Annotated in this window: 11 protein-coding genes; 8 read left to right on the top strand and 3 right to left on the bottom strand. The window is 59.8% G+C overall.

What is annotated here, in order from left to right:
• Positions 1-39: 39 nt before the first annotated feature.
• The 6 genes from GH656_RS16175 to GH656_RS16150 all read left to right on the top strand — a co-directional run bounded on the left by GH656_RS16175 (position 40) and on the right by GH656_RS16150 (position 7,130).
• Positions 40-1,284, top strand: coding sequence for a sarcosine oxidase subunit beta family protein (locus GH656_RS16175; protein WP_153077067.1), 1,245 nt, complete (start codon positions 40-42; stop codon positions 1,282-1,284).
• A gap of 75 nt (positions 1,285-1,359) precedes the next feature.
• Complete coding sequence (locus GH656_RS16170; protein ID WP_153077066.1) at positions 1,360-1,695, top strand: sarcosine oxidase subunit delta; 336 nt, start codon at positions 1,360-1,362, stop codon at positions 1,693-1,695.
• Entirely contained in the window at positions 1,692-4,715 is a 3,024-nt protein-coding gene (locus tag GH656_RS16165; RefSeq protein ID WP_153077065.1) for a sarcosine oxidase subunit alpha family protein, read from the top strand. The genes GH656_RS16170 and GH656_RS16165 overlap by 4 nt, the downstream gene beginning before the upstream one ends.
• Positions 4,705-5,370 (top strand): sarcosine oxidase subunit gamma, encoded by a 666-nt coding sequence (locus GH656_RS16160; RefSeq protein WP_153077064.1) that lies wholly within the window; start codon positions 4,705-4,707, stop codon positions 5,368-5,370. Before GH656_RS16165 ends, GH656_RS16160 begins: the two co-directional genes overlap by 11 nt.
• A gap of 151 nt (positions 5,371-5,521) precedes the next feature.
• Positions 5,522-5,887, top strand: coding sequence for a hypothetical protein (locus GH656_RS16155; RefSeq protein WP_153077063.1), 366 nt, complete (start codon positions 5,522-5,524; stop codon positions 5,885-5,887).
• 115 nt (positions 5,888-6,002) lie between these two features.
• A complete protein-coding gene (locus GH656_RS16150) occupies positions 6,003-7,130 on the top strand; it encodes a nucleoside hydrolase (RefSeq protein WP_153077062.1) in 1,128 nt (375 codons plus the stop codon).
• A 79-nt stretch (positions 7,131-7,209) separates the two neighbouring features.
• On the opposite strand, the gene GH656_RS16145 is transcribed toward GH656_RS16150, so the two are convergent.
• The 3 genes from GH656_RS16145 to GH656_RS16135 all read right to left on the bottom strand — a co-directional run bounded on the left by GH656_RS16145 (position 7,210) and on the right by GH656_RS16135 (position 9,885).
• Entirely contained in the window at positions 7,210-7,941 is a 732-nt protein-coding gene (locus GH656_RS16145; protein WP_153077061.1) for a class I SAM-dependent methyltransferase, read from the bottom strand.
• Positions 7,942-7,989: 48 nt separating this feature from the next.
• Positions 7,990-8,334, bottom strand: a complete 345-nt coding sequence (locus GH656_RS16140; RefSeq protein ID WP_153077060.1) for a zinc ribbon domain-containing protein YjdM — start codon at positions 8,332-8,334, stop codon at positions 7,990-7,992.
• Between the two features lie 93 nt (positions 8,335-8,427).
• On the bottom strand, positions 8,428-9,885 hold the full coding sequence (locus GH656_RS16135; protein ID WP_153077059.1) for an MFS transporter: 1,458 nt from the start codon (positions 9,883-9,885) through the stop codon (positions 8,428-8,430).
• Positions 9,886-10,209: 324 nt separating this feature from the next.
• Here GH656_RS16135 and GH656_RS16130 point away from each other — a divergent pair, with 324 nt between their 5' ends.
• Positions 10,210-11,334, top strand: coding sequence for a hypothetical protein (locus GH656_RS16130; protein ID WP_153077058.1), 1,125 nt, complete (start codon positions 10,210-10,212; stop codon positions 11,332-11,334).
• Between the two features lie 352 nt (positions 11,335-11,686).
• On the top strand, positions 11,687-20,908 hold the full coding sequence (locus tag GH656_RS16125) for a hemagglutinin repeat-containing protein (RefSeq protein WP_153077057.1): 9,222 nt from the start codon (positions 11,687-11,689) through the stop codon (positions 20,906-20,908).
• The last annotated feature ends 14 nt before the right edge of the window (positions 20,909-20,922 follow it).

Here is a 20,922-nt window from a genome sequence, read left to right as displayed (position 1 = left end):
CGTGAACGCGCTCGCATGCTAACGAAAGAGAGCCGACAGATGAGCCGCTATTCGATCTTCAGTTTGTTGCGCAACGGCTTGTCGTATCACGAGAACTGGGCGCGCCAGTGGCGTAGCCCGGAGCCGAAAAAAGAATACGACGTGGTGATTGTCGGTGGCGGTGGCCATGGGCTCGCTACGGCGTATTACCTGGCGAAAGAGCACGGCGTGCGCAATGTCGCGGTGCTGGAGAAGGGGTGGATCGGTGGTGGCAATACCGCGCGCAATACCACCATCGTGCGTTCGAACTATCTGTGGGATGAATCGGCGGGACTTTACGAAAAAGCGTTGCAGCTGTGGGAAGGGCTGGCGCAAGACCTGAACTACAACGTGATGTTCAGCCAGCGTGGCGTGATGAATCTAGCGCACACGCTGCAGGATGTGCGCGATACCGAGCGGCGCGTCAACGCCAACCGGCTCAATGGGATTGATGCCGAGTTCATCACGCTTGAGCAGATCAAGGCGCTTGAACCGGAGATCAATCTGAAGAGCCACTTTCCGGTGCTGGGTGCTTCGCTGCAGCGGCGCGCCGGGGTGGCGCGGCATGACGCGGTAGCCTGGGGCTATGCGCGTGGTGCAGATCAGTATGGCGTCGATATTCTTCAGAATTGCCAGGTAACTGGAATTCGCCGTGAAGGTGGGGCGGTGACTGGCGTTGATACCGTGAAGGGCTTGATCCGGGCGAAGAAAGTCGCGGTGGTCGCGGCGGGCAATACCACCTCGCTGGCAGATATGGCTGGGCTGCGCTTGCCGCTGGAGAGCCATCCGTTGCAGGCGCTGGTGTCCGAGCCCATCAAGCCGGTGCTCAATACGGTCATCATGTCCAACGCGGTGCATGCGTACATCAGCCAGTCTGACAAGGGCGATCTGGTGATTGGCGCGGGCGTCGATCAATACACCGGCTTTGGCCAGCGTGGCAGTTTCCAGATCATCGAAGGGACGTTGCAGGCGATTGTCGAGATGTTCCCGGCGTTCTCACGGGTGCGCATGAACCGGCAGTGGGGCGGCATTGTGGATGTCTCGCCCGATGCCTGCCCGATCATCAGCAAGACCGATGTGAAAGGGCTGTATTTCAACTGCGGCTGGGGCACGGGTGGTTTCAAGGCGACGCCGGGGTCGGGTTGGGTGTTCGCACACACCATCGCGCAGGACTCGCCTCATCCGCTGAATGCGCCGTTCTCGCTGGAGCGCTTTTATACCGGCCATCTGATCGACGAACACGGCGCTGCCGCTGTCGCGCACTGACGCGCCGCATCAATTCCTTACTGCAATCCCTCACCTCAATCCCTACCCATACCCCTGCCTGTGACGGAGAAACCCATGCTGTTGATCGAATGCCCGTGGTGCGGCCCGCGTGCTGAATCTGAGTTTAGTTGTGGCGGCGAGGCCGACATCATGCGTCCGCTGAATCCAGAAGCGCTTAGCGACAAGGAGTGGGGGGATTACCTGTTCATGCGGGACAACCCGCGTGGTGTGCACCGTGAACAATGGCTGCATGCGCAGGGTTGCCGCCGCTGGTTCAAGGCGACGCGCGATACGGTGACGTATGAATTTCTGGCCTACGAAACATTTCAGCCGCACGCTGCAGACACGCGTGAGGCAGGCAGTGAGGGCGCACCTCAAGCCATAAATCAAGCCGGGAGCACTACCCCATGAGCCAGAAAAACCGTCTGGGCACGGGTGGGCGGATCAACCGCGCACAGCCTCTGTGCTTCACCTTCAATGGCCGTACCTATCATGGGTTTCAGGGCGATACGCTGGCGTCGGCGTTGCTGGCTAATGGCGTGCATTTTGTTGCGCGCAGCTTCAAGTACCACCGGCCACGGGGCATTTTCACGGCTGGCGTCGAGGAGCCCAACGCGATTGTCCAGCTTGAGTGTGGTGCTTATACCGTGCCCAATGCCCGGGCCACTGAGGTCGAGCTGTATCAAGGGCTGAGCGCCACCAGTGTGAATGCCGAGCCGAGTCTGGAGCGTGACCGGATGGCGCTTAATCAGCACTTCGCCCGTTTTTTGCCGGCTGGTTTTTACTACAAAACTTTTATGTGGCCGCGCAAATGGTGGCCGAAGTATGAAAGACGGATCCGCGCGGCGGCGGGCCTGGGCCGTGCGCCGCAGGAGCCTGATGCTGAGCGATACGACAAGTGCTATGCCCATTGCGATGTACTGGTGGTGGGCGGCGGCCCGGCTGGATTGATGGCAGCGCATGCGGCTGGGGCGACGGGCGCGCGGGTGATGCTGGTGGACGATCAGCGTGAATTGGGCGGTAGTTTGCTGTCGCGCCGGGTTGAGATCGACGGGCTGATGGGGCTGCACTGGGTCGAGAAAATCACGGCCGAGCTGAGGCGTATGCCCGAGGTGACGCTTCTCACGCGTAGCAATGCGTTTGGCTATCAGGACCACAACCTGGTCACTGTGACGCAGCGTTTGACTGAGCATTTGCCGGTTTCGTTGCGCAAGGGCTCGCGCGAACTGTTGTGGAAGATCAGGGCGCGGCGCGTGATTCTGGCGACTGGTGCGCATGAGCGGCCGCTGGTATTTGGCAATAACGATTTGCCTGGCGTGATGCTGGCTTCGGCGGTGTCGACCTATGTGCATCGCTATGGCGTGCTGCCGGGACGCAACGCGGTGGTGTTCACCAACAACGATGACGGCTACCAATGCGCGCTCAATCTCAAGGCCTGCGGTGCTCAGGTCACCGTGCTGGACGCTCGCGGGCAATGTCAGAACGCTGGGAGCCTGCCGGAGATGGCGCGCCGTGCAGGTGTCAGGGTGATGCCGAACGCGGTGGTGAGCGTGGCGCGCGGCAAGCGGCATGTCAGCTCGGTGGAGGTGGCATCGTATCTGCCCAGCGCGTCAGGCCAGGGCGCTAGCGTGGGCGCGAAGCTGGCTGAGCTGCCGTGTGATCTGCTTGCGCTGTCGGGGGGCTGGAGCCCTGCGCTGCATTTGTTCGCGCAGTCGGGGGGCACGGCGCACTGGCATGACGAGAAAGCGTGCTTTGTGCCGGGCAAGGCGGCTCAGGCGGAATGCAGCATCGGTGCGGCTGCGGGTGAATTCAGCCTGGCGCACGCGTTGCCTCTGGCACTTGATGCTGGGCTTGAAGCGGCCCGCGCAGCGGGATTTACTGCGGCGCGGCCAGCATCGCCGCGAGTCGCGCACCTCCCCAGCACGCCGTTGGTGCCACTGTGGCTGGTGGGCACGCTGGCTGCGGCGGCGCGTGGCCCGAAGCAGTTTGTTGATTGGCAAAACGATGTGTGTGCCGCCGATATTTTGCTGGCCGTGCGTGAAGGTTTTGAATCCATTGAGCACGTCAAGCGTTATACCGCGATGGGTTTTGGCACCGATCAGGGCAAGCTGGGCAACATCAACGGCATGGCGATTCTGGCGCAGGCACTGGGCAAGACCTTGCCCGAAACCGGCACGACGACGTTCCGCCCGAACTACACCCCAGTGAGTTTCGGCACTTTCGCGGGACGTGAACTGGGCGAATGGCTCGAACCTGTGCGCAAGACTTGCCTGCATGAATGGCACGTTGAGCACGGTGCGCTCTTCGAGGATGTGGGCAACTGGAAACGCCCCTGGTATTACCCGCGCGGCGCGGAGGAGATGCATGCAGCCGTGGCCCGTGAATGCCTTGCGGTGCGCCAAAGCGTGGGCATGCTGGATGCTTCGACGCTCGGCAAGATCGACATCCAGGGCCCGGACGCGGCGCAACTGCTGAACTGGGCTTACACCAATCCGTGGAGCAAGCTCGAAGTCGGCAAGTGCCGTTACGGCTTGATGCTTGATGAGAACGGCATGGTGTTTGACGATGGCGTGACGGTGCGTCTGGCTGAGCAGCATTACATGATGACCACCACAACCGGCGGCGCGGCACGTGTGTTGAGCTGGCTGGAGCGCTGGCTGCAAACCGAATGGCCTGGGCTTAAGGTGCGGCTGGCGTCGGTCACCGATCACTGGGCGACCTTCGCTGTAGTTGGGCCTAACAGCCGCAAGGTGCTGCAAAAGGTGTGTGACGAGATTGATTTCAGCAACGCGGCGTTTCCGTTCATGAGCTATCGCGCAGGCACGGTGGCGGGTGTTGGCGCGCGCGTGATGCGCATTAGTTTTTCGGGCGAACTGGCTTATGAGGTCAACGTGCCGGCTAATTTCGGCCGTTCGGTGTGGCAACGGTTGATGCAGGCGGGCGCTGAGTTTGGCATCACCCCCTATGGCACGGAGGCCATGCACGTGCTGCGCGCGGAGAAGGGCTACATCATCGTTGGTCAGGATACCGATGGGTCGGTCACGCCTCATGATCTTGGAATGGGCGGACTGGTGGCTAAAACCAAGGATTTTCTCGGCAAGCGTTCGCTGGCGCGCAGCGATACCGCGCAGGAAGGGCGCAAGCAGTTTGTCGGCTTGCTGGCTGAGGATGCTGCGCTGGTGATTCCGGAAGGCAGCCAGATCGTCGCCAGGCCGTTCTCGGGAAGTACCGCGCCGATGCTCGGGCACGTGAGCTCGAGTTATTACAGCCCGGTGCTGCAACGCTCGATTGCACTGGCTCTGATTCAGGGCGGGCTGGGCAAGCTCGGTGAGCAGGTGACGATTCCATTGGCCAGCGGCCGGCAGGTTGCCGCGACGATCACCAGCCCTGTTTTTTATGACACTGAAGGAGCACGGCAGCATGTGGAATGACACGGGCAATCCGCCTCAGGGTGGCACACCAGGCGCTGTGCGCACGCTGGCCGGAACTTATGGCGGCGGGCCGGGACAGGTCTCGCCGCTGGTTGGTATGGCGGCTGCGCTCAGCGCTCACCAGGCGAGTGCTTCAAGCCGCTTCAGCTTGCGTGAGCGCGCGTTTGTGGACTTGGTGCTGGTGCGCGGCGACGCGGCTGATGCCGCGTTTGTCCAGGCGCTCGAAAGCGTGACGGGCTGCCGTCCGAGCCTCAAGCCCAACAGCGTGACGCGTGGCGCAACCTATGACGCGTTGTGGCTCGGCCCGGACGAATGGCTGGTGCGCTCGCACCAGCCTCAGCGCGCGACGCTGGAAAGCGCATTACGCGCCGCGCTGGCAGGGCAATTTGCTGCGGTGGTGGATGCCGGGAGTGGCTACACCGTGCTGGAACTCTCGGGCAGCCGGGTGCGTGAAGTGCTGGCGCGAGGCTGCCCGCTGGATTTGCATCCCCGGGTGCTGGCACCAGGGCAGTGCGCGCAGAGCCATTACTTCAAGGCGTCGATCGTGCTGGTGCCTATGCCGGGCGATTGCTATGAGCTGATCGTGCGGCGGAGTTTCGCGGATTATCTTTGCCAGATGATGCTGGATGCATCAGTGCCGTTGCTGATTGGATAAATTTCGAAAAATTACCGTGAAAATGGAACCAAGGCGCGTTGTCTGGTTACTTAGCAGCGAATTAGAGTAATCAGACGTGACCGATAGCAGACTGTGCTCGAGGTTTAATTTCGCTGTATTCGGAATTTATTTAATTATTAGTGGGGGTTGTATGGTGGAAATTAGTGCGATTGGCGTGAATGCGCGAGGGGGCACGCGACAGACCGAGACTGAATCTGCATCTAAATCTGGATGGCATCTGGGTATTTCATTAGGCAATCGCGTGAAGTACACTCCAGCGATTTCAGCCGGGCTGGGTACCGGGATTTTCACGCTTCTGGGAGCGACCCTCTGGGATCTGGATACACCGATACCTTTTAAGTATGCTTTTTTAATTGCTAGTAGCTCTAGTCTGTTCGTCGGTGGTGCGGTATTTTTTTATCAGAATTATTCTGCTTGTTCGAATGGATATCAGGAAATAAAAAATCCGGCAACGCCGGGAGGGTCTGAATTTTCATTCGCTTTAGATCAACCATAATTGCGCTGTCAGCACGCGTTTTTCCGCGTGCGCATGAAACACAAAAAGCAAAGCGTGCGCTTTGCTTTTTGCGTTTCTCAACCTCATTCTCAACCACAACACGATGGAGCATTCAATGAAGCGATGGAGCGTCATGCTGGCTTGCCTGACCGGACTGGCAGGCTGTAATGGCACGCATGTGACGGACAATCCTGGCCCACCCAAGATCATCGTCGATAGCGACTACAACACCTTGAGCGACGACGGCCAGTTAGGCGTGATGGCCGCACAGTTGCAGGCCACCGGCCAGGTGAAGGTGCTGGGCATCACGGTTGTGAGTGGCAACCAGTGGCTCAAGCAAGGCGTCGCTGACGCATTGAAATCCGTCGAGCGCTTAGGTATCGACAAGCAAGTGGGCGTGTATGCCGGTGCGAACTATCCGTTGTCGCATGACTTCGCCACCGTGCAGCGCGAACTCGCTGAATACCCCGGTGGCGATGGCTACCTCGGGGCATGGAGCAAACCTGAACCGCAGTCGGAGAGCGATCTGGTCGCGCCTCCCGATGGTTTTGCTACGCATACCCAGGTGCAAAGCAAGAGCGCGGTTGATTTCATCGTGGAGACAGTTAAGCAGAACCCCGGTGAGGTTTCGCTGCTGGCGATTGGCCCGATGACCAATATCGCGCTGGCCACCAGCCAGCATCCCGAGATCGTGCCGCTCATCAAGCAGATCATTTACATGGGTGGCGCGATTGATGTGCCGGGCAATACCACGCCGACGGCTGAGTTCAACTGGTGGTTCGATCCGCAAGCCGCGAGCATGGTGTTGCGCTTGCCGATCCCTCAAGTGGTGATTCCGCTGGATGTGACCAATACGGTGAAGATGGACGCGGCGGTGTATCAGCGCGTCGCGCATGACCCCACCAAACAGACCATCATCACGCAGTTGTTCAAGCAACTGAATGGTTATGGCTTTGATGGCAAGAACGGCTTCGAAACTAATCCGGGGTATGCGACGAATGTCTGGGACACGCTGACGCTGGCCTACCTGATCGACCCGACGTTTGCGACGCAAACCACGCAGCGCTGGGTGGATGTCGATTCAAGCTACGGCGCGAACGATGGCAAATCGACTGGTTATGCGACGTCACCGCCTGCGGGGTTGCAAAAGATGACGGTGGTACAGCGCTTCGATAACGCCCGCTTTTTCGATCTGTATGTCGATTTGCTGACACGGCCCGTGCCGGTGAAACTGGCGGGTTAAAGCGTGAACGGGCCGCCAGCGCCTGGCTGCTGTGTGTCGTGTTTGGTGTGTGACTAATCCAGCCAGGCGGGGGCCTGTTTCAAGGCCAGATGCGTGACGTTGTCGAAGTGATGGAGGCGGTAACCGAATGCGCCGAACATGATTTCAAGCGAGCGGCGGGTGTGAATCGTGATGTGGCCATTGCGCGGTGCGATGTACCAGTAATGCGCCGCGTGGGGGGCAGGTGGTCGATCGTCAGGGTTGAAAACAGCATCACGCCATCGTCTTGCAGAAAACTGAGGGCCTGACGTGTGGTGGCGAGCGGCTCCGGCGTGTGTTCTATCACCTCGAACGCAGTGACGAGATCGAACGAAGCGAGGGCGGGCAAAGCGCAGCCGGAGTCGGCAATCGGATCCCAGCTATGGGCGTTGAAACCCTGTTCGGCTAGCAACGCCGCTAGCTTGCCGTTGCCCCCGCCGTAGTCGAGCAACGCTGGGTTGTGTGCTTTGCGCACGAATTGCTGCACAAAGTCAGCGTAACTTCGGGGACGCGCATCGACGTAATCAGGATCAACCAGCACGTAATCGTCGTTATAGATGTGCTGCACATACTGCGCCGGGCTCCAGCGATCAAAGGCATTGGTGAAAACCAGGCCGCAGTGGCCGCACTGGTGGTAATAAACCGGGATGCCCGATAGCGGGAAATAGTGGCCGCCGTTTTCTCCGCAACTTTTGTTGAAGTCCGTTACGCCATATAACGCAGCGGCGCTGCCGCAAACTTTGCAAACAGATGAGGTGGGGGTATGGGCAAGCAATTCGTCAGGAACAGACATAGAGGCAGCGGTGGTTTGAGCGAAAAAAAACAAGACGAGCGCGTGAATTTATGCGGATACCTTTTTCAGGTAGCACGCTTTTAGCATAAAACTGCCACCGTCTATCTTGCAGTCCACCTCATGATCGCCCCCTACCAGGCGAATGCTTTTCACTTTGGTACCCATCTTCAGCGTGATGGATGAGCCTTTTACTTTCAGATCTTTGATGAGCACTACGGCATCGCCATTGGCCAGCACGTTGCCGTTGGCATCTTTGACGCTTGCGTCGTCTGCCTCATCCGCGCGGGTCTGGACGATGGGCCATTCGTGTGCGCAGTCGGGGCAGATGTACTGCTCAGCGTCGATATAGGTGTGCTCCATCGCACATTGAGGGCAGGCGGGAATCGTCGACATAAGGCGCGCTTGAGATAGTTCAGGAGCGCGGAGTATAGCGGCCATTTGCGCGGCTACTTATGCGTGGCGGGTAACGCCAATGCGCTGCCTGGCTCAGTGTTGCTGACCAGCTGCGGCCACTGGAGATGGCGCAGCGGCGTTATGCCGTGCGGATGATGCGAGCGATTCCAGCGCCAGCCCTTTGGTTTCGATGCCCATGATCCAGACGGCGAGCGCTGCCACCGCGAACGAAAGCGCACCCAGCGCGAACACGCCACCCTGACCAGACAACGGCAAGATCACCCCCACCGCATACGGCCCGATCAGCGAGCCGGCCCGGCCTATCGCCGAGGCAAAGCCAGACCCGGTGGCGCGCGCGCCCGTGCCGTATAACTCGGGCGTATAGGTGTAGAGCGTGGCCCACATGCCGAACAAAAAGAACTGCATCACCAGCCCAGCGCTGACTAGCAACGTCACATTGCCTGCGTGCAACGCGGCCTGGCCGTAGACAAACGCCATTACGCCTGCACCCATTAGCGCTGCGATGCAGGTTGGCTTGCGGCCCCAGCGTTCGACCAGCCACGCTGCGCATAAAAACCCAGGGATGCCGCCGAGCGAGATCAGCACGGTGTACAGCACCGATTGCGTCACCGCGAAGCCCGCCTGCTGCAGTAGCGCGCCGAGCCAGGAGGTCAGGCCGTAAAAGCCGAGTAGTGCGAAGAACCATAAAGTCCAAACCATGATCGTGCGCGAGCGATACGCGGGGCTCCAGATCTCGCGCCATGCACTGCCGCGCGCAGGGGCCGAGAGGGGCGCGGGCATAGTGGGTAAGGCGGGTAATTCTGGCAAGGGGAGCGAGGTTAGGCGCTTTTGCTGCATGACTTTGGTTTCGATCTGCGCCAGCACGGTTTGCGCCTCGGACAGCCGCCCGCGGTGCTCCAGCCACCGTGGCGATTCAGGCACGATGCGGCGCACCAGCAGCACGAACACCGCAGGAATGGCCAGCAGCGCGAACACCGTGCGCCAGCCAAACGCTGGCAGCACGAAGTACGCCACGATGCCAGCAGTGATAAAGCCCAGCGGCCAGAAGCCATCCAGCAACGCGACGAGGCGGCCGCGTGAAGCGGTGGGGACGAATTCGGCCAGCAAGGTTTGCGCAACCGGAAACTCCATTCCCATGCCAATGCCTAGCAGCACGCGATACACGAGCAACGCTTCGACCGATTGCGCGGTGGAACACAGATACGACGCAACGCCCCACAGCACCATGCTCCACTGAAACACTGGGCGGCGGCCGAAACGATCCGCCAGCAAGCCCGCGACGGCAGCGCCCAGCACCATGCCGCCGAAGCTGGCGCTGGCGACGAGCCCGGTCATCGTGCTCGACAAGCCGAATTCGGTTTTGATCGAACCGAGCAGGAAAGTCATCGTGCCGAGATCAACCGAATCGAAGAAAAAGGCGATGGCAATGATGATGAAGATCGTCCCGTGATAACGGGAAAACGGCAGGCGTTCCAGCCGCGCGGCGGCATTGACCTGGTGAGCGGATAACGCGGGGTGGGAAGCGGACATGAGAGCGGTCCTTCAGGAGGTTGGTGCATGTAATGGCGGCGCGGCGAGGTGTCTGGGGGAGTGTCCCGATGAGGCTTAGTAGACGCGGCCATTATTCGCGGCCATAGAACGAATCCGGCATCGCGCTGGAATGAGGCCGTCATGGGGGAACTGACGAGGGAAGGTGATGCCAGGCTGAATTAATCCTGTTTTGGGGGAACCTTGGAGGCTTGGGTAGTTACTTAATCAGGCGGCAATAAAACGCGTTATGGTGTTTTGGCCACAAGACTGGATTTGGCAGCCGGCGCATAATTTTTTAAGTTAATTGAGTGGAAGGTTGTTGATATGAATAAGGCTGTCGGAATTAATTTTTCTACTACTACCACCACTTCTGCTTTGGTGGGGCTTCACGAAGAAGAAATAAAAAAGCAGATATCGACTTCTGGCGGTGTGCGTAAAACAGATGTGCGTAAAACAGATGGGCATAAACAAGAAATTACGCAAGCCAAAATCAAGCCGCTTCAGAATGAGATTGAGGGAAAAAATGATGGTGCGATTCAAAATAAAAAATTGAATCGCGGTAGAGGAATTTTCGTTATTGATAAAGTTACTGGTGCGCATAACCGCATTGTTGCGGGGAAAGAACTTAATGAATTAAAAAATATGCCACCGAATGAATTGAAAAATAGATTGAAAGACAATCCTGATCTGACCCAGAGTCTGGTGCGTGCCGTGGTAAAAGAGTGCGAAAAAAGCAAGGCTGAGTCGATTCTGATTCTTGTGTTAGATAATTTTAAGGCTTTTGGTTTTAAGGATTTCAGCGAGCTGTATGTCATATCTTCTGCCAATGATGAGCAAGCGAAGAAATATCACCAACTGAATGAAGCTATCATCGCGTTTTATTTAATCGTCAATGGCCAAATAAAAATTGCTGAGAAAGCAGAGAAAATTGTTGAGAATCAGGACGTGGCTTATGTGAATCAAGTCGCGTCTGAGCACCGGAAAAATCAATTGCCAAAAATAAAGAAAAAATTTCTGGATGAAGATGAAAAATGCAGGTTGGCGAACAGTAACCTTAACGCGATTGCAGAACATGATGAAATAGTAAGCAGGAAAATTGCGGAAAATGAAGTGTTGAACAAAGAGCGTAAAAATGAAGAGCTGATAATTCAGGCACTTGGCAGTCGTTTTCAGCACAAATTGCCAGCGGGCGAGACGGGGGTAACAGGCCCGAGCGTACACACGGTCAAGCTTGATCTGCAAAAATTTCAGATAAATCTGGCGCTCAATAACTTGACAGTAACGGGCCAGCAAGTCGTTGCGGCGGATCTGGATTTTAGTTTGCTGCTGGCGCAGCTCACGAAGACGCTGGCTGCTACATCGAAGTTCGTTACAGCAGAGAGCCTGCAAGAGATCGACGCGATCTTGACGGCATTGCAGGAGCTGCGCCAAGGCGCGCATTTGAGTTAAACGTTGTTGATACAGGCTGGATATCCGTGAGTTATCGGTGATGCTAGAACCGCTGACTCCGGTGTTCACGCCGTTGCTTGGGGGGGGGCGGCGCATGGGGGATCGTGGTGCGTTGGGCGGCATTCTGTTCGCCAAAAATTGAACAAGATGGTCAATGAAGCCGATTCCATCAGCCGGAATGGCGCAAAAATTTACTTATTTTCAACAAATCACTTACGGTATTTCAGCTAATTTACGGCCGGTTAATTAATCCGTAATGCGAAGCAGAAAAATGAACCGGAAGAGACACGGGTTGGGAGATGGCTGGCTGGGTGGGCGACTGAATACGCAACTGAGCTGCCGGCTGAGAGGGATGTCGGCGGCTATCGAGGGGACCGCTACGGTAGTGGGTGGACAGGCGAGAGACACGCTAAATATCGCCGTACGCGGTAAAAAATCACGCGATGTGCTTTTTGCGCTGAGGCCGAGCGTCTGTGCTGCACTTGCATTCGCCTTCACGCTCGCACTGCCATCGCTCTCGCGCGCGCAGATTGTTCCGGGTGGGGTGTATTCGCCTTCGGTGGTCCAGACGCAAAACGGTTTGCCCCAGGTGAACCTCAACCGGCCTTCGGGTGCCGGGGTGTCGCTGAATACCTATGGCCAGTTCGATGTGCCCCGGCGCGGTGCGATTCTGAACAACTCGCCGGTCGGTGCGATTCTGAACAACTCGCCGGTGATCGTGCAGACGCAGCAGGCGGGTTTGATCAACGGTAATCCTAACTTCGGGCCGGGCCAGTCTGCGCGGGTCATTGTTAATCAGGTTAACAGCCGTGCGGCGAGCCAGATCAACGGGTATCTCGAAGTGGCGGGGCCGCGTGCCGAAGTCGTAATTGCGAATGGCTCGGGTATTAGCGTGAATGGCGGTGGTTTTATCAACACGTCACGCGCGATTCTGAGCACTGGCACGCCGAACTTCGCGCCGGATGGCTCGCTTGCGGGTTTTAGCGTGAGCCGCGGCCATATCCGCATCGAGGGTGCGGGGCTGATCGCTGGGGCGACCGATCAGGTCGATCTGATTACGCGCGCGGTGCAGGCGAACGCGGCGATCTACGCTAAAAACCTGAACGTCATCGCGGGGGCAAATGCCGTCGATCACGACACGCTCGGTGCCACGGCGATCGCGGGTGATGGCCCGGTGCCGGGTGTTTCGATCGACGTGAGCCAGTTAGGCGGGATGTACGCGAACCGGATCATGCTGGTTGGCAATGAGCATGGCGTTGGGGTGTCTACTCAGGGTGTGCTCGCGGCGCAGGCGGGTGAGTTAACGCTGACCACCGAAGGCAAGCTGGTTCTTGCCGGACAGGCTAATGCCAGCGGCCATCTCAGTCTCTTTGCACGCGAAGGCATCGAGCACAGTGGTACGACTTACGCGCAACAGAATCTCAGCGTCAAGACCTCAGGCACGCTGACAAATAGCGGCATGCTCGCCGCGCGGCAGAACACCGTCATCCATGCAGGCAATGTGGCATCGACGGGCACGCTTGGCGCTGGTGTAAACAGCGATGGCAGTCTCGCGCACGCTGGTGACCTGGTGATACTAGGTAACGGCACACTCAGTGCGACAGGCCGCAATGCAGCGGGCGGGAATGCTGCGCTGAATGGCGCGGCGCTCAATCTCGCGGACAGCCGCACCTCGGCCAATGGCACGCTGGCCCTGCGCGCCAGCGGTGGCGATCTGAACCTGTCAGGTGCAACCACGACATCAGGTGGCGCGCTAAACCTGCACGCAGCCGGGATGCTGATGAACGACAACGGCGTGCTGTCCCCGGATGGTGCGCTGGCCATCACAGCGGGTGCACTGGGCAACCGCAATGGCCAGATACGCTCGGGCAGCACGCTTGAGATCGCAACAGCCGATGGCCTGCAGAACCAGGGCGGCACGTTACAGGCCGCAGGCGCGTTTTCCATCAATGCAGGTTCACTCGACAACACCGGTGGTCATGTTGCCGCGCTGGGGGCGGATGCGCTGACGCTGGCGATTGGCGGCCTGCTGAACAACGGCACGGGTGATGCAAGTGGCACGGGCGGCACGGGCGGAACCATCGGTGGCAACGGCAATGTGACCGTACAGGCCGGACAAATCGCCAACGCCGGTTCGATTACCGCCGTGCAGTCGCTGATTGCCCACGCGGCGCAGACACTGTTCAGCAGCGGCACGCTGGCGGCAAACGGCCATCTCACGCTGAGCGCTGGTTCAACGCTGACAAATACAAACACCATCACGGCCGGTCATCTTGCGACACTGACGGCCGCGACCATCGATAACCGCCACGGCAACCTCAGCGCAGACCAGTTCACGCTGCATACGGTGAACCTCATCAACCACGGCGGCAACCTCACACAAACCGGCACCGGCACAACGACGCTTGATGTCAGCGGCACACTCGACAACACATCCGGCACACTCCAGAGCAACAGCGACAACTTCGCGCTCAATGCTGCGGCGCTGGTCAACGACGGCGGCAGGTTAAGCAGTGCTGGCACCGGCACGCTGTCAGTCACCACAGGCACCCTGTCAAACAACCGCGGCACGCTGGCAACGAATGGCGCACTCGACATCCACGCAGACGCGGTATCGAATCGCGGCGGCAAGCTGGCCGCACAGCATCACATAACGCTTGATACGGGCTCGCTCGACAACCGCGCGGGCGGCTATGCCGGTGCACGAAATGTGGCACTAACAAGCACAGGCATCCTGAACAACACAGGCGGCACGATCCAGGCGGACGGCACGCTGTCGGTCACCGCACAGTCGCTCGCCAACGATGGCGGCTCCCTCTCGAACAGCGGCACCGGCATCACCACTGTCACCGCCAGCGGCGCAATAACGAATACCGCCAATGGCCTGATCGGTGGCAACGGCAACGTATCGGTGTCGGGCAACCGCATCAGCAATGCAGGCGGCACGATCACCGCAAGCGGCTCAGCGATGCTGCAGTCCGCCAGCACGCTTGATAACCGCGTAGGCCTGGTCCAGGGAAGCGGTACGGTCTCCGTGTCTGCACAGGACGCCATCGACAACACCGGTGGACAGATTGAAGCAGGCGGTGGGTCGTCAACACTGACCCTCACCGCCACAGCCCTCGACAACACAAACGGACGCATTGCCAACACCGGATCAGGTACGACATCGCTCAGCGCGGCCACCATCACGAACAGCAACGCAGGCGGTGTTGCTGGCGCAGGCACCATCGGCGGCAATGGTGACGTGAGCGTGCACGCAGACACGCTGCTGAACACCAGCGGTGCCCAGCTCATATCCGGCCATGACCTCACACTGGGCATCACCCAGCTCGCAGACAACACGAACGCCACACTATCCGGCGCGAACAGCGTCATGCTCAACGGCCCTCATGCGCGGCTCATCAATGCAGGCGGCTCGATCCACGGCAACGGCGCGATCACGCTCAGCACCGCCACGCTCGACAACACCGCAGGCCGTATCGGCAACGATCAGCGAACTTCATCAGCCAGCGCAGCACATCCAGACAGCGGCCCGGTCTCCATCCACACCGGCACACTGACGAACCAGAACGGCGCGATTGGCAGCGAACAGGACCTGGCCATCACGGCAAACCAGCTCACTGGCGACGGCCGGATCATCGCCGGGAACGACGGTTCCATCACACTCAACGGCGACTACACGCTCACCAGCAGCAACCCGATTCAGGCCAACCACAACCTGACCTTCACGACAGCGGGCCGCTTGACGAACCAGGGCACGCTCGGCGCGGTAAACGCGCTCACGCTGAACGCCACGAACCTCGACAACCAGGCAGGCGCGCACCTGAACGCCTCGACCACGACGCTCAATGCGCTAAACACGATTACTAACGCAGGCCGCATCGAAGGCGATAGCGTGACGACGAACAGCGCCTCGCTGCTCAACACCGCAACGATCATCGGCAACACCATTACGCTGAACGCCAGCCAGGTCATCACCAGCAGCGGCACAGCGGCTGTGATGGCTGCTGCTTCGCAACTGAACCTGTATTCGCCGGGCAGGATCACCAGCACCGGCGGTGCAAACCTCTTCAGCCTGGGCGACATCAACCTCGCCGCAGACAGCACACGCGATGCAAACGGCGTGCTCATCCATCGCACGCACTCGGTGACGAACGACCAGTCCACCATCGAAGCCCAGGGCAGGATCGAGATCGCCACACAGACGCTGACCAACACCCGCCCCGCACCCCGCATCGAAACCGTCACGACCGCTGTGACGACCGCTCACCAGACCAAACGCGACAAATACCTCGCCTGCACCACCGGCAACGCCGACAGGGGCCACTGCACCCAGGCGATGTGGGACAACGGCTACCGCCATCCGCTGAATGAAACGTTCAGTAGCACTGATGTCCTTAACCGAACCAGCGGCCCGAACGCGGTAGACCGCACACTGGTCGTACAGCGCAACGGCCAGCCACTGACGATCTACTACAACACGCTCACCCCCAACGCTGACGGCACGCTCAGCGTCAGCTACTGGGACGGCTACGACCCGCACATCAACTACGACCCCGGAACCGAATACGCGTCACACAACGACGCACACAAGGGCTACCAGCGTGTAGAAATCGCCCGCGACACGACCACCACCACCCAGCAGGACAGGGTCACTGGCCCGCAGGCACAGCAGGCGCAGATCATCGCGGGCGGCAAGATGGTGCTCGCCAACGTTGGCACGCTGAACAACCTGCACAGCGCGATGGCCGCAGGCGGTTCAATCCAGATCGGCAGTGCTGACGCGACTGGCGAGGTGGCGAGCGGCAGTTACGGCGGCACGCTGGTCAACAACACCGGCCAGACGCTGTACCAGCACCAGAAGCAGGACATCGTTTCGACCTACGCCTGGAACGAGAACATCGCACGTGACCGTGGTCCGGTGGTACAGCCATCGGTGGTGCTCACGCCTGTTGCTATTGGCGGTACGGGTGGCACGATCATCGCCAACCACGCTGTAAAAATCAGCGCGACTGATATCAGCAACACAAACGTGACGGCCACCAGTTCAGCCACCGGCGCGACCGGTGGCACGCTGGGGGCGAATGGCGTCGTGGGCGGCATCAGCGGCACAGGTACGCAGACGGTTGATCTGGCCACCGGGCAGACACAGACGGTGAATGCACCGCAATCCATCGCCGGACCTGGCGGCGCACTGACGATCACCCTGCCATCGAGCGGGCTGTACACCGTTAACTCCGCCCCCAGCGCGTCATATCTGGTCATTACTGACCCCCGCCTTACGCGCTACGCAAACTTCATTTCCAGCGACTGCATGCTGGGAGCACTCGGGCTCGACCCGTCTAAAACCATCAAGCGTCTGGGCGATGGCGTGTACGAAGCCTGGCAGGTACGCAACCAGATCACCCAGCTCACCGGCCGGGTTTATCTCCAGGGCTACACCAGCCACGAGGACGAATACCGCGCGCTGATGAACAGCGGCGTGCGTGTTGCGCAGGCATTCAACCTGCAACCCGGCCTTGCGTTAAGCGCCGCGCAGATGGCAGCGCTCACCAGCGATATTGTCTGGCTGGTGAACCAGACGGTGACGCTGCCCGATGGCACGACGCAGACGGTGCTCGCACCGGTGGTGTATCTGGCGCAAACGCACGCGAATGACCTGCAGCCGGCCGGAGCGCTAATCGCCGCCGATGATGTGGAGATCCGCGCCACGGGCAGTGCGATGAACGCTGGCGTCATCAAGGGCGGCACGCAGACAGTTATCGCCGCGACTAACATCCTGAACCGGGGTGGAGCAATCAGCAGCAGCATGGACACCGGCACGACCATGGTTTCCGCGACGCATGACGTGGTGAACGCGTCAGGCCGCATCACGGGCAACCGCGTCGCGGTGCTCGCCGGACATGACATCGTGAACACGACGCTGGTGGATACGGTGGGCATCCATTCGAGCGCAGGCCACAGCCAAGTCAACCAGAGCCTGCCCGGCGCACAGGGCACGATGGCTGCGACGGGGGACCTGCTGGTGATGGCAGGCCATGACCTTGCGGTTCACGGTGCGGGCATCGCTGCAGGCGGCAACGCGCAGATCACAGCGGGCCACGACATCACGGTGGATACCGTGCAGTCGGACACATCACAGTCGCTGGGAAAGCATGCCGACCATCACTGGGAAGCCTCCAGCACGATGCACCAGACCAGCGCCCTCACTTCAGGCGGAAGCCTCGCATTACAGAGTGGCAACGACACGGCGCTCAATGGCGCGACGCTCAACGCAGGTGGCGACCTGGCCGCCATCGCCGGTGGCAACCTGAGCGCAACGAACGTCACGAACACCACGACCTATAACAACATCGCCACCGACGACAAAACCCGTCAGCAAACCGACCGCCGCTACGACGAACAGACCATCGGGACGAACATCCGCGCAGGCGGCAACGCAACACTCGCGGCCGTGAGCACCGCCCCCGGCAAAGGCAACGTCACGCTCACCGGTTCTTCATTGGCAGCAGGCAGCGGCGCAGCAACTATTGCCGCCACGGGCGACGTCTACATCAGCGAAGCCCGCGAACAGCACAACGCCGACTCCGCCACCGCCTCACGACGCGGCAGCCTCATCAACGGCTCCAGTACCCGCGAGCAGCACGCCTCACAGACCAGCCTCGGCGTAGCCAGCACCGTCTCGGGCGAGGCCGTCGCGCTTCGGGCCGGACACGACCTCACCCTCCAGGGCAGCCAGGTCGCAGGCACTAACGACGTCACACTCGCCGCCCAGGGCAACGTGAACCTCACCACCGCACAGGACACATACGCCACACAGAACGGCTACCGCAAACACGAATACGGCTTCCTCTCCGGGCTCAATCCGCTGAACCAGCTTGATGGCGGGCTCCAGGGCTATTCGATCGGCACACGCAAGACGACCCAGACCCAGCAGGACACCCAGGTTTTGCACACCGGCAGCACGGCCGGTTCGCTCAACGGCAACCTGACCCTCATCGCAGGCAACCAGCTACACCTCACCGGCAGCACCCTGCATGCCGGCCAGGACGTGAATCTCGCTGGCCAGCGCGTGACGCTCGACGCCACGCATAACACCACCACGCACAAGCAGCAGCACACGTTCAGCCAGACCGGGATTACCGCAGGCCTCAGCAGCCCCGTGCTCGCCGCCGCCCAGACCGCGAACCAGATGCGCCATGACGTCCAGCAAAGCCGGAATAGCGCAGGGAACGACACCCGCCTCACCGCGCTGGCCGCCGCGACAACCGGCCTCGCGGGCAAGAACGCCTACGACGCTATCGCAAGCAACCCCGCCCAGGCAGGCGGCATTGGCCTGAACCTCTCGCTCGGTACCAGCCACAGTCACAGCAATACCTCGGAGTCCTTAAACACCGCAGTAGGCAACACCGTCAGCGCAGGCCACGGCGTGCGCATCGTTTCGGGCAGTGACCTCGACATAAGCGCCAGCGAGATCACCGCCCGCCGCGATGCGCTGCTGCACGCACAAGGCGCGATTAATCTCCAGGCCGCGCAAAACACCAGCCGCACGCGTAACGACAACAGCGCTTCAAGCGGCAGCATCGGCGTCACCCTCGGCCTCGGGCAGAGCAACGGCATCTCGTTCCAGGCCGGGGTATCCGGCACCCAAGGCCACGGCAACAGCAGCGCGGCAAGCTGGACCCCCACCCACGTCAACGCGGGCAATACGCTCACGCTGCACTCCGGTGGCGACACCACGCTCAGCGGCGCGAGCGCGGCTGGCCAGCGCGTTATCGCAGATGTCGGCGGCAACCTCAATCTCCACAGCGTGCAGGACACCCGGCACGACGACGCGAAACAGACCAGCGGCGGGATCTCGGTGAGCGTATGCGTGCCCCCCATCTGCTACGGCACATCGAGCGTATCGGGCAACTTCAGCCAGAACCGGCTCAACAGTGACTACGCGAGTGTGGCTGAGCAGAGCGGAATCAAGGCAGGCGAAGGCGGGTTTCAGATTCAGGTTGGGGGTAATACGGATCTCCGGGGGGCGTATATCGCGGGCAGTGCGGATACTGCAAAAAACACGCTCACGACGGCCACGCTCACGCACTCCGATATCCAGAACCATGCGGAATACCACGGCTCGTCGGTCGGGCTGAGTGGCGGCTATGGCGGCAATGGCGGCGATATCGGCAAAACCCAGCAAGGCACCGCGACCAATGTGAACCCCGTACCCGGCACGACGCTGCCAGACAGCGACGGTGTTTCGCTGGCTCCGCCCATCGTGATGGGGACTTCTGGCGAGGCCGATGCGAGCTCGAAGAGTGCAATTAGTGGGGGCGTGATTCACCTCACTGACGGAGAGAAACAGCAAACGCTAACTGGGCAAACTGCCGGTGAAGCTGTGGCCAGCATCAGCCGCGACACCTCGAACACCAGCGGAGCACTGGCCCCGATCTTCGACAGAAACAAAATCGAAGCGGGCTTCGATATCACCAGCCAGTTCGTGAACCAGATTGGGACGTTTGTTAACAACCGTGCGAAGGAGGCGGATGCCGCCACGACTGCGGCGCATGATCCCAGCCTGAGCGCGGAACAACGCGCACAGGCGCAACAGAAAGCCAGCCAGATCAACGCCGAATGGGGACCTGGCGGTAGCTACCGGCGAGTAATCACCGCGCTGGGCGTCGCGGCAGGCGGTAACGTGACGGGCAGCGCGGGCCAGTTCGCGGTGAACGCCACGGTGAACTACGTCCAGGGCCTGGCGGCCAGCGAAGTAAAACGGCTCGTGGATGGCATGCAAAGCGAAAGCGCGCGGGCGGCACTGCATGGCATCGTCGGATGCGCGGGCGCGGCGGCCAGTCGCCAGGGTTGTGGAGCGGGAGCGCTGGGGGCATCGGTGAGTTCGGTGCTGGGCTCGTTGATGGGATCGACGACGGGTATGTCGGCACAGGACCGGCAGGCGCGTGAGAATCTTGTGACGAGTCTGGTGGCTGGAATTGCTACGGTATCCGGAGCAAATGCTGCGACGACGGTGAGTGCTGGACTGACTGAGGTGGAGAATAATCAGGTGGTAGAAAGCAAGCGTAATCCGCTCAATGCACTCAAGGTTGATTTGGTGAGCCGGGTATGTGGAAACAGGACGTGTACGGATGAGCAGATTAAAGAGGTGTTGCAAGCTCAAACGGAGATGTCAAAGACATTGTATGGTCCCCTCTCTCCTGATTATGTGTCGATGCAAGGCAATATTTATATTGCATCTGGCGGATTTACAGTGAGTTTTCACAATGGAGATATATTCACTGCGTGGGCACTAGGAAAGCCGATTCCTGTTTACTCAATAAAGCCAGGTATTTCCATAACGTTCGGAAAAATAGTAGGCGGATCCTCTGGCTCAGAGATCAATTCATTCTTAAACGGAGGAGCAGCCAATGGATCTTACTTTGTGCCAGTACCAATGATTCCTGCAATTGGTGCTGGTGGCGGAATTTCTTATGCTTATGGTGGCCAAACTGCTATTGAATATGGTTTTAGCTTCCCGCCGGGAGCCGCCATTAATCCTGTTGGGTACGGATTTAATCCAAAATAAAAGTAGGAGAAAAT

The organism is Paraburkholderia bonniea (assembly GCF_009455625.1).
GTDB classification, from domain to species: domain Bacteria; phylum Pseudomonadota; class Gammaproteobacteria; order Burkholderiales; family Burkholderiaceae; genus Paraburkholderia; species Paraburkholderia bonniea.
This window is presented reverse-complemented; position numbering and strand designations above follow the sequence as displayed.

Bases quoted from the DNA above. Each gene is read 5' to 3' on its own strand.
- GH656_RS16175 (WP_153077067.1), top strand. From the start codon at position 40: ATGAGCCGCTATTCGATCTTCAGTTTGTTGCGCAACGGCTTGTCGTAT.
- GH656_RS16170 (WP_153077066.1), top strand. From the start codon at position 1,360: ATGCTGTTGATCGAATGCCCGTGGTGCGGCCCGCGTGCTGAATCTGAG.
- GH656_RS16165 (WP_153077065.1), top strand. From the start codon at position 1,692: ATGAGCCAGAAAAACCGTCTGGGCACGGGTGGGCGGATCAACCGCGCA.
- GH656_RS16160 (WP_153077064.1), top strand. From the start codon at position 4,705: ATGTGGAATGACACGGGCAATCCGCCTCAGGGTGGCACACCAGGCGCT.
- GH656_RS16155 (WP_153077063.1), top strand. From the start codon at position 5,522: ATGGTGGAAATTAGTGCGATTGGCGTGAATGCGCGAGGGGGCACGCGA.
- GH656_RS16150 (WP_153077062.1), top strand. From the start codon at position 6,003: ATGAAGCGATGGAGCGTCATGCTGGCTTGCCTGACCGGACTGGCAGGC.
- GH656_RS16145 (WP_153077061.1), bottom strand. From the start codon at position 7,941: ATGTCTGTTCCTGACGAATTGCTTGCCCATACCCCCACCTCATCTGTT.
- GH656_RS16140 (WP_153077060.1), bottom strand. From the start codon at position 8,334: ATGTCGACGATTCCCGCCTGCCCTCAATGTGCGATGGAGCACACCTAT.
- GH656_RS16135 (WP_153077059.1), bottom strand. From the start codon at position 9,885: ATGTCCGCTTCCCACCCCGCGTTATCCGCTCACCAGGTCAATGCCGCC.
- GH656_RS16130 (WP_153077058.1), top strand. From the start codon at position 10,210: ATGAATAAGGCTGTCGGAATTAATTTTTCTACTACTACCACCACTTCT.
- GH656_RS16125 (WP_153077057.1), top strand. From the start codon at position 11,687: ATGTCGGCGGCTATCGAGGGGACCGCTACGGTAGTGGGTGGACAGGCG.